At 34.9% G+C, this 9,064-nt stretch carries 5 protein-coding genes and 1 pseudogene; 5 read left to right on the forward strand and 1 reads right to left on the reverse strand.

Annotation, left to right across the window (positions count from 1 at the left end):
* Positions 1-52: 52 nt before the first annotated feature.
* The 5 genes and pseudogenes from ABI657_RS12800 to ABI657_RS12820 form a co-directional block, all read left to right on the forward strand.
* Positions 53-1,381 carry an aldehyde dehydrogenase gene (locus ABI657_RS12800; RefSeq protein WP_348097660.1) on the forward strand — a complete coding sequence of 443 codons (1,329 nt, stop codon included), beginning with the start codon at positions 53-55 and terminating at the stop codon, positions 1,379-1,381.
* A 118-nt stretch (positions 1,382-1,499) separates the two neighbouring features.
* Complete coding sequence (locus ABI657_RS12805) at positions 1,500-2,294, forward strand: hypothetical protein (protein WP_348097661.1); 795 nt, start codon at positions 1,500-1,502, stop codon at positions 2,292-2,294.
* Positions 2,295-3,082: 788 nt separating this feature from the next.
* A complete protein-coding gene (locus tag ABI657_RS12810; RefSeq protein WP_348097662.1) occupies positions 3,083-6,445 on the forward strand; it encodes a PAS domain S-box protein in 3,363 nt (1,120 codons plus the stop codon).
* A 95-nt stretch (positions 6,446-6,540) separates the two neighbouring features.
* Entirely contained in the window at positions 6,541-7,389 is an 849-nt protein-coding gene (locus ABI657_RS12815; protein ID WP_348097663.1) for a neutral zinc metallopeptidase, read from the forward strand.
* 169 nt (positions 7,390-7,558) lie between these two features.
* Positions 7,559-8,230 (forward strand): annotated as a pseudogene (locus tag ABI657_RS12820) (AAA family ATPase); the annotation flags it as partial.
* Between the two features lie 342 nt (positions 8,231-8,572).
* On the opposite strand, the gene ABI657_RS12825 reads toward ABI657_RS12820, so the two are convergent.
* The gene (locus ABI657_RS12825) at positions 8,573-8,974 is read right to left on the reverse strand and encodes a hypothetical protein (RefSeq protein WP_348097664.1); all 402 of its coding nucleotides are present in this window, start codon (positions 8,972-8,974) and stop codon (positions 8,573-8,575) included.
* Positions 8,975-9,064 lie beyond the last annotated feature (90 nt).

Raw genomic sequence — 9,064 nt, forward strand, 5'->3', positions numbered from 1 at the left:
ATAATTATTTTGATTTTTATCAAGTAACTTGCATGGTCAAAATCAAATAAAAATGGACTACAAAAACGACATCGGATATCGCAAAGAAACGCTAAAGAAGTTATTGTATACTATTCAGCAAAGCGAGGACCTCATTGTAAAAGCTTTATATGATGATTTTAAAAAGCCGGAATTCGAAGCGGTATTAACGGAAACCAGCTATGTTATTTCAGAACTGAAAGATACCATCAAAAATATTAATAAATGGGCAAAGCGGAAACGCGTTATGCCATCCCTGCTGAACTTTCCTTCTACTGATTATATTTATAAAGAACCTTACGGAAATGTCCTGGTTATTTCCCCCTGGAATTATCCATTTCAACTTGCATTATGTCCTTTAATTTCCGCTGTAGCTGCAGGAAATAAAGTTGTCTTAAAACCATCGGAACTTACTGCCCATACTTCTGCTATTATAAAAAAAATAATAGAAAAAACATTTCATGTCAATCATGTGGAAGTTTTGGAAGGCGGTATTGAGGTTTCAAATAAATTACTCTTACAGCGCTGGGATTATATTTTTTTTACCGGAAGTGTGGCAGTAGGTAAAATCGTAGCCAAAGCAGCTGCAGAAAACCTGACTCCGGTAACACTTGAATTAGGTGGTAAAAATCCCTGTATCGTTGATGAAACTGTGAATCTTGAATTAGCGGCCAAACGAATTATATGGGGAAAATTTATTAATGCTGGACAAACGTGTATTGCACCGGATTATATCCTTATTCAAAAAAAAATAAAAATACCTTTTGTTAATTTCCTAATTCAGGAGATTAATAATGCTTATGGTAAAAAACCCATAAAATCACCTGATTTTACCCGTATAATCAATACTAAAAACTGGTTGCGATTAGTGAGTATGATTGAACAGGAAAAAGTTATTTTTGGAGGTGAAACTGATGCAAATGAATTGTTTATTTCACCTACATTACTAGAAGAACCCGATTTGGACAGCCCTGTAATGAATGAAGAAATCTTCGGTCCTGTTTTACCAATTCTTACCTATGAAACAGAAACGGATATCCATAACGTGATTAGCCGATTTGAAAAACCCCTTGCTTTTTATGTTTTCAGTGATAACAGCCATTTTGCAGAAAAGCTTATTAAAAACTATTCGTTTGGAGGCGGCTGTATTAATGATACTGTAGTTCATTTTTCTAATAAAAGATTACCTTTTGGCGGTGTTGGACATAGTGGAATTGGTGCGTATCACGGCCAGTTGAGTTTTGATCTTTTTTCTCATCATAAAGGAGTTGTCAAAAAAGGCAACTGGCTTGATCTGCCTATGCGTTATGCTCCTTATAAAAATAAACTTGCCAATATAAGAAAGTTTCTAAACTGGATGTAAACCCGCAAAACGCTTTCTGCAGTATTTTGAAGATTATATTTAGTAATTGATAAAAAATATTATATTTACGTCTAAATAACCAACTTACTGACCATAATATAAAGCAACCTTATTACTAATGAATTCAACACTAAACCAAATTGCACAAATTAAAAAGTATGGATATACTTTGGATTTTTCGAATGTATTTAATCATGCTTTTGAAAACTATAAAAAAATTGCGCTTTATGCCGGATTAATATTATTGATTTTATTCATCCTTTCCTTTTTTATTGGAGGGTTAGGGTTCGTACTTTATTATGGAGCCGAAAACCTAAATAAGGATTTTATTGAAAGTTTTGCTAACGGGCAGCCATCCACTACTAATCTAATTATTTATACTGGTGCAGCTACACTACTAACTGCTTTTTTCAGCCCTTTTACTGCCGGATTTTTAAAGATGGCCGATTGTGCGGATAAGGATGAAACATTTAATGTTTCTACCCTTTTTATCTATTACAGGCCTCATTATTTTTTTCAAATCTTCCTTGCTACACTGCTTATCGGTTTTGTTACCGGCCTGATATCTGTTGTATTGAATTATTTAGGGATAATTATTGTTGATACTGTACTTTCAGTTATTATTTCCCTGTTTACATCACTGACGATTCCCTTAATTATTTTTGGAGGGCTGCACGTTTCAGATGCTATCAAATCCAGTATCCTGATTATCAGTAAACAGCCACTTACTATTATATTGTTATTTATCGTTGCCGGAATTGCCTCTATGGTTGGTTTTATAGGCTGTTGTATTGGAATTGTATTTACTATTCCTTTTACCTATTCTATGACTTATGCTATTTATTCTGCTATCCTGAGTACGGAGGATCATACGGATTCTATTGATTCTATTGGGCGATCAGATTTTGAATAAAAAAGAAAATCCTAAACAAAAGAGCCAAACCTCTCTATTTAGAAAATTCAAAAAAACTATTATTAAACAAAACCAGGACAGATTCTATGGTACTATGCTATAGTTTTTTAAATCAGTCACTTTGTACCCTAACTTTTTTTGGAAACATTCTGAAATCAGTTGGTCTCAATTGTTTTGTTTTTAATCCAGATATCCTTTTTCACTCCCATCATATCATTACTTACGACAGTCCTAAAATAATAATTTTAGGACTGTTCTTGTTTGGTTTTATAACTTTACTGTTCTATCAGTTTTTGAAAATAAAAAGTAAAATAGGCTATTTTATTGAAAAAAATAAGGAAACAGATATTTCAAAAAAAGAGTACCATCTTTATTTTTTGTTTTTCGGGATTGCTATAATTGTAATCGAGATTATAAATGAAATTTTTACTATAAGACCAAAAAGCCTTTTGTATATCAATCTACCAATAGGTTTTTTTATATTGCTTTTTTATCTTACCACAGAAAGAGTTGACTATCTGCGAAAAAAAATTGATACTATCTTTATTAGTTTATTTTTAGTATTCATGCTCTATGTTGCCTGCAACATCATTTTTCTTCCTTTTGACATTGTGCCTATAATTGCTTTTCTCATCTCGTTTTTTTTCTCCTATACAGTTTTAAAGCCGTTAAAGATTTACCAGTCCTTTGTTGTGCTTGTATTCCTTTGTTTAATAACGAGTATTTTATTTGAAACTATCCCTATTCAAACATCTGTATTATTAATTAATTTCTGCCTGCTCATATTTGTGATCAACCAGATCAAATATGCCGTTTCCATTAATGAAAAAAACAGCTTCAGGTTTACCAGTGAAATCGTGCATAAGGGAAATTCCCTCACCATAGCCTGTAATAAAAAGGGAGAACTTATTTTTTGCAGTGAATCTATCAGGGAAATTTTAGGCTATACTCCTGAACAAGTATTAGGGGAAGGTTTCTGGCAACTGACCGAAGATCCGGAATTTATTGGTGAAGCCTATTTTGAAAATTACACAGACAATACCTTATATGTTCGGAAATTAAAATGCAAAAATGGCAAATACAAGTATATTCAATGGAAGGACAAACGATTTTCTGAAGACCTTGTTATTGGAATTGGCCAGGATATAACAGAACAAATCAAGATTCAGGACCAGTATAAAAACCTGATTCAGACTGCTGCTGATATTATTTTTGAAATTGACAAGGACGGGTATTTTACTTTTATTAATGATTTTGCCTTTACTATTCTGGGTTATGCTGAAAGTGAAGTGCTTTCCAAGCATTATTCTGATTTTATAAGACCTGACTTTATACAGCAAACAAGTGCTTTTTATGAAGCTTTAGAAAGGACCGAAAATAATTATCCAACAATTGAGATGCCAATCTTAAAGAAAAACGGGGAAGAATTATGGATTTCGCAAAAGGTCATCCTACTCAAAAATGATTTAAGGCAGACTGTTGGTTTTGCAGGTATTGCGAGGGATATTACCGAATTGAAAAATATTGAGAATGATAAAAAAAGACGTTTCGAAAAAATAGAGTCGTACAATAATTCTACCACCAAACTATCCACGATCAACTTTAACGATTTTGCCAACATTAAAGAGGCCATCAATTTTATCATCAAAGAAGCGTCGCTGGTTTCAAAAACCAACCGTGTCAGCTATTGGAAATATTCGACTGACACTATCCGCTGTAAAAATCTATTCAGAAGTGACAGTGACACCTTAGGCGATAAGGATATGCTTAAAAAAGAATCGTATCCCATTTATTTTGAAACTTTAAAGAACAACGCGGTGATTAATGCTGTTGATGTTTTTGATGAGTTAGAGACATCGGAGTTTCAAGAAACGTATTTCAAAAAAAACGACATCAAATCGATGCTGGACGCCCCTATATTTTTAAACGGGGAACTCGCAGGTGTCGTGTGTTTTGAAAATACTGCGCATACAAGAGTCTGGGATGCTGAAGATATTAATTATGCCAAGACTATTTCTGATGTGATCTCGCTGGCTATTTCTTCACAAATGCGACTGGAAGCTGAACGCAGACTGGAATTTAAAAACGAACTCCTATCTGCACTGGCGCTTTGCACCGAGAACTTCCTGCTCAGCAAGACGACCCAGAAAATGTTTGAGGAAACCTATAACCTAATCGGCAAAGCAGCAAAAGCAGATCATATGTTTTATTATGAAAAGGATTTTGAAACCAACACCATCAGCCAAAAACACAAATGGAGCCGTGATGGCATTAAACATCAGATTACCCCTATAGCCCACTTTACAGAAGATAACTTTAAAGAAATTATAAAAGGATCTAAAAACAAAAAAGTCTTAAATACCTTAACCCGTAAACTTGATGATGGTTTTTTTAAAACATTACTGATCAACAACGAAATTCTTTCTATACTGATCATGCCTTTGTACATCAATGATGTTTTTACAGGCTTTATTGGTTTTGACGACTGTACCAAAGAAAGAAAATGGTCTGAAGAGGAAATCTATATTTTTCAAACCCTTGCCAATAATATTTCTTCTGCCTTAGAACGAAATGGCAATTATGCCAAAATCCTGGAAAGTGAGGAGAAATTTAAGCTGATTGCCAATAATATTCCGGGAACCGTTTATCAGTCGAAATTTGATACGCTTTCTACCAAGATTTTTCTGAATGATGAGATCCTGAACCTGACCGGCTACTCTAAATCAGAATTTATTGAAGATAACCTGTCGTTTTTATCGCTCATCCATCCTGAAGATAAAGATGACGTTATCGACAACCAAATCGATAATCTGCAGCACGGAATACCCATGCATAATGTTTACCGTATCCGCAAGAAAACCGGGGAAATTATTTGGGTCGAGGAGTTTGGCGATGTGATCAAGAAAGATGATGCCATTGAATTTGTAGGCGGTATTTATTTTGATATTACCAATAAAAAACTCACTGAGGATGCCATCAAAGCCAAGCAAATAGCTGAGGCTGCCAACAAATCCAAATCTGATTTCCTTGCCAATATGTCCCATGAAATCAGGACTCCGCTGAATGGCATTATTGGTTTTACCGATTTACTAATGAATACAGAACTTGGCGCCATTCAGGAAAAATATATGGTAACCATCAACCAATCTGCCCATTCGCTATTAGAAATCATTAATGATATCCTTGATTTTTCAAAGATAGAAGCCGGAAAGCTCGAATTGTTTATTGATTTATACGATCTTAAAAAAATATTAGCACAGGTTTTTGACCTTATGCTTTATGAAGTGAATATCAAAAACCTGAAGCTTGAGCTTCATGTCAGCCCAGATGTGCCCGACTATATCAAGACTGATATTGTACGACTGAAACAAATCCTGATTAATCTATTGTCTAATGCCGTTAAATTTACCCATGAAGGTAGTATAAAACTGGATGTGTCCGTGCTCGAAAGAGAAGACAGTGTCTGCCTGATCCGTTTTTCTGTCACGGATACCGGAATTGGAATCCTTGAACAAAATAAGAATAAGATTTTTAAAGCTTTTTCGCAAGAAGACAGCTCCACTACGAGAAAATTTGGCGGCACCGGTTTAGGGCTTACTATCTCTAACCAGCTGCTTGCCTTAATGAACAGCCAACTGCAACTTGAAAGCACGATCGGCCATGGGAGTACGTTTTATTTTGACCTCACACTCAAAACGAGCGATCAGCAGCATTATGACCCCAGTATTCCTGATTATTATACCACTGAGCCGTCTGCAGACTATGCTACGGTCACTTCCAAAAGCTATATTTTTTTAATAGCAGAAGACAATAAAGTCAATATGCTGCTTTTGAAAACGGTTATTACAAACCTGTTCCGTAATGCCACTGTTTATGAATCTGAAAATGGACATGATGCCCTGATTCAGTTTGAAAACATCACCCCTGACCTTATTTTTATGGATATTCAAATGCCTTTGATGAATGGTTATGAAGCCACCAAAATACTACGCAATACCCTTAAAGGCGAAAAAATACCTATTATAGCAGTTACGGCAGGTGCCGAAAAGGAAGAACGCGACAAATGCCTGCTTGCCGGAATGACCGATTATATCTCTAAACCCATCGTAAAGGGTGCCGTTGAGGATGTTTTACTTAAATGGCTGTCTTAATACGCAACTAAATAATTTTTATTGCTACTTTATTTCAAAAAAAAAATATAAATTCGTAACAGACAAACAAGCTATAGGCGTAAAAATAATATCTTATGAAGTGGTTGGGCAGAAGACAAAGTGATAATGTAGAGGACAGGCGTTCTCTTTCTGGTGGAAAAGTAGCTGCGGGAGGCGGCATAATTGGTATCATTATTTTACTGGTCAATGTTTTTGGCGGTGAAAATGCCCAGCTTATTACCCCTGTTTTGGAACAATTGCAGGGCGGACAACCTGCACAGACTGAAAGCGGTGTGCCCTTAAGTGCCGCCGATGAAGAAATGGGCAATTTTGTGCGTGTTATCTTAGCTGATAATGAAGATATCTGGGGTAAAATATTTGCTGACAACGGCATGACTTACAAAGCCCCGAAGCTTGTTCTTTTTAAAGGCTCTGTTGAAACCGACTGCGGTGGTGCTACCTCTGCCTCCGGTCCTTTTTATTGTCCGGGCGACCAAAAAGTGTATATGGACCTTGCTTTTTTTGAGGAACTTAAATCTAAGTTTGGTGCCAAAGGCGGCGATTTTGCGATTGCCTATGTGATAGCGCATGAAATAGGACACCATATACAAACACTTTTAGGTACCTCAGCGCAAATGCGCCGTGACCAGGAAGGGAAAAGTGAAGCTGAAGCGAATAAATTTTCGGTTGCCCTTGAACTGCAGGCCGATTTTTATGCCGGTGTGTGGACCCATTATAATAAAGAAAACCTCGATACGGGCGATATTGAGGAAGCCTTAAGTGCAGCGAACGCTGTTGGTGATGATGCCATACAGAGCAAAATGCAGGGTCATGTCGTACCTGATTCGTTTACGCATGGTACTTCTGAACAACGGATGTACTGGTTTAAAAAAGGATTTAGCACCGGTGATATTAAGCAGGGCACTACCTTCGAAGATATTTAAAATAATCTCATATACTAGATTAATAAATAAAGCATGACCTAAAAAGTCATGCTTTATTTATATTAATTATATTTTCTTCCTTACTCTTTTATAAATAATCGATATGGAAATACATTAGACGATTTATTTTTTAAGTTTTTCATAAAACTATCACACAAATAATCCCACTCATGGAGCTCCTCCGGGATACGTAGGATATGAAGAAGGAGGATTGCTGGTCAACAAGATAAGACAAAAACCTTATTCTATTGTGCTATTTGATGAGATCGAAAAAGCGCATGCTTCTGTTTATGATGTGTTTCTGCAAATAATGGATGAGGGAAAATTACATGACCGATTAGGAAAAGTGGGAGACTTCTCGAATGCCATAATACTTTTTACTTCAAATATTGGCGCAGATCATATTGTAGACAACTTCAACAATGGACAAATTCCTAATTCCTCCTCTTTAATGGAAATTATGGGCAATTATTTCCGACCGGAATTTTTAGGACGATTAACAGAAATTGTCCCTTTTGCACCCATCAGCAAAGAAAATGCCTTAAAAATATTTGAAATCCATCTTAAAAAAGAATTTACGGATTTACTTAAAAATATTAATATAGAAGTCGAAATCCCAATAGAAGCCAAACTTTATCTTGCAGAAAACGGGTATAATGCGAAATATGGTGCAAGACCAATAAAAAGTATCATTAGAAGTCATTTAAGGAGACCGCTTGCCAAGAAAATAATTTCAGGAGAAGTTAAAGATGGTGATCGAATGATTGTAATTATTGAAAATGAAGAGGTAAAATGGGTAAAGTTAGATGTACTGACTTCAACTATTGCTATAAACAATTAAAAAAACAATACATGTTAATTAAAACTAAGTTCTAATTTAAATATAAAGATACCAGAATACTAATAAGTTTTACTGTCATGTTCTCCATTGATTTATTTGAAACGAAATATAGAGGTGATGTTATGACTAAAACCTGAGTAAGCATTACAAAAAACTATTCGTATTTTACTCTATCGATATTATGTAGACCTGTCTGTGCCAAAATAGATATGTTTTTTCTTAATATATATTACTTAAATACTTTGTCTTGATTTGACAAAATTAAGACAATACAAAAACCTACTTTTCATCCACCTAAGTGTAGAAAATTTTATTGGCAATTTATTAACTATTAATTAGTTGCTATTTAATTTCAATATTTAACTGCCTTCCCTCTTCAAAGGCTTTTTTGTCTATTCTGGAACCTACCAGAGTTCCGATCGCCATACCAATAGGCAAACCTACCCCTAATAAACCCATATTACCGATACTTACTCCAAAAGCAACCCCGATTGGCAAACCAAAGGCAGACATTCCTAAAGCCAGCCAAATATTACGATAGTAGTTTTTGGGTACTATTTTAAGTTCCTTCTCCAGTAGTTTTATGATTTTGGCTTGTTTTTGTTTTATTAATTTGCGAAAGTCATCAGCTGTAAAAGATGTGGCATTTAATTCTTCTATATCCTGGTTAACAGACCCGATTATATTTTGAGGTAAACTTTTTTTTCGTAATTGGTTGAGAAATTCTCCAAACTGGATATACATTCTATTTAGTTTGGTATCATCTGAAATGTTTTGTCTTTCGTAAATTCAATAACTTAATGCAACACTTTTAATTTTTTAAATTTGTTGTAT

This window comes from Flavobacterium sp., assembly GCF_039930565.1.
Classification (GTDB): Bacteria; Bacteroidota; Bacteroidia; order Flavobacteriales; family Flavobacteriaceae; genus Flavobacterium.

Bases quoted from the DNA above. Each gene is read 5' to 3' on its own strand.
- ABI657_RS12805 (WP_348097661.1), top strand. From the start codon at position 1,500: ATGAATTCAACACTAAACCAAATTGCACAAATTAAAAAGTATGGATAT.
- ABI657_RS12800 (WP_348097660.1), top strand. From the start codon at position 53: ATGGACTACAAAAACGACATCGGATATCGCAAAGAAACGCTAAAGAAG.
- ABI657_RS12815 (WP_348097663.1), top strand. From the start codon at position 6,541: ATGAAGTGGTTGGGCAGAAGACAAAGTGATAATGTAGAGGACAGGCGT.
- ABI657_RS12825 (WP_348097664.1), bottom strand. From the start codon at position 8,974: ATGTATATCCAGTTTGGAGAATTTCTCAACCAATTACGAAAAAAAAGT.